The sequence below is a fragment of the Brasilonema octagenarum UFV-OR1 genome (genome assembly GCF_963888615.1).
Taxonomy (GTDB): Bacteria; Cyanobacteriota; Cyanobacteriia; order Cyanobacteriales; family Nostocaceae; genus Brasilonema; species Brasilonema sennae.
On the sequence record NZ_CAWPKW010000335.1, the window covers coordinates 1 to 1,596 of the forward strand.

Genomic DNA, 1,596 nt, shown 5'->3' on the forward strand with positions numbered 1-1,596 from the left:
AGCGTGTCCCTTTGGGACTTACAAAGTAGCGTCTGTGCAGGAGATACCCGAAGGGCAGTGGCTCTCCTACACCCCTACACCCTTACACCCCTACACCCCTTCTGAGTCATAAGTCATAAATCATTCAAATTAAAATTTTTATTTGTTTAAACTTTTGTTAAAAATCTTATGATAGATGAAAAGCTTGTTGAACAAATGCAACAAGTCTCGTTCATCCTTTTATGTCAGACACCAGGACGCTACTCATCATTGATGATTGTGCAGAGGATCGAAGAATCTATCGGCGATACCTTTTAAAAGATCCTCATCAGTCTTATCAGATTTTGGAAGCAGACTCTGCAAAGGACGCACTTGCCTTGTGCCAAAAAATACTGTGCGATGTTATTCTGCTGGATTTTAACCTACCTGATATGACTGGATTAGAAATCCTTGATCATCTCACACAGCAAATATCTGACACAAATGCACCCGTAATTATGCTGACAGGGCAAGGTGATGAAGCGGTCGCTGTACAAGCTATGAAAAAGGGTGTTCAAGATTACTTGGTCAAGCAACATCTTAAACCGGATGTGTTGCAGTTAGCAGTCCGCAATGTGATTCAGCACTCCCAGTTGCAAAGCGTACTCACCAAAACCAAGGAAAGACAGCGCCTCATTATCCAACAAGCAGAGTTGCTTGCTCAAACTCAAGCAGCTCTTATAAACGAGCAAAAACTTAACGCATTTAAATCCCAAATCATTGCAACAGTTTCTTACGAGTATCGAACTCCGTTATCTTCTATTCTGACAGCAGCATCCACCCTCAAGCAATATGGCGAGAAGCTAGATGAGTGTAAACAACAAAAGTTTCTACAAATTATTGAACACAAAGCTCGCTACATGGCTAAACTAGTCGATGACTTGCTTGTGTTTAACCAGTTTGAATTAAACAAAGCGCAGTTTAAGCCACAACCACTCAACTTGTACCACTTTTTTTCTGGCTTGATAGAAGAGCAGCAGGAAAAATTAAGCGATAGCCATCATTTCGTTTATGAGATAAGTGGAAATTACAAAGGCTTCTGGGGTGATGGACGACTTTTGCGGCAAATCTTTGTCAACTTAATGTCCAATGCGATTAAATTCTCCCCAGATGGGGGTAGTATACAGTTCCATCTAATTGGGGGTGAATCACAAGTTATCTTTGACATCAAAGACGAAGGTATTGGTATACCAATAAGAGAACAAAAAAATTTATTTCAACCTTTTTGTCGTGGGAGTAACGTTGACGCAATTCCTGGAACAGGCTTAGGTCTTGCTATTGCGAAAATTTGCGTAGAGTTACATGGCGGTGATATTACTTTAGAAAGTCAGATGGGAAAAGGAACGAGGGTTATAGTAACTTTACCGAAGCGATCCTCAATTTAACTGGAAGTTAGGCGTATTAATATAGTGACATCTCCTACACTCCTGCTCAAAAGTGAGTGTTGGCTTCCAAGACAATCCGGCGATAGGTTAGCTGCAGCATAGCGGCAGATCGCGAAGGTAGACTGTTGGCTTTATTATCGGCTTTGTTTGCTACTATAGCCACCTATTTAAGTTATTGCTTTACATTATGATC

The 1,596-nt window shown here is 40.9% G+C and carries 1 protein-coding gene; it reads left to right on the plus strand.

The features are described 5' to 3' along the window. The first annotated feature begins 221 nt into the window (after positions 1-221). A complete protein-coding gene (locus AC5590_RS30410; RefSeq protein ID WP_169268982.1) occupies positions 222-1,403 on the plus strand; it encodes a hybrid sensor histidine kinase/response regulator in 1,182 nt (393 codons plus the stop codon). The last annotated feature ends 193 nt before the right edge of the window (positions 1,404-1,596 follow it).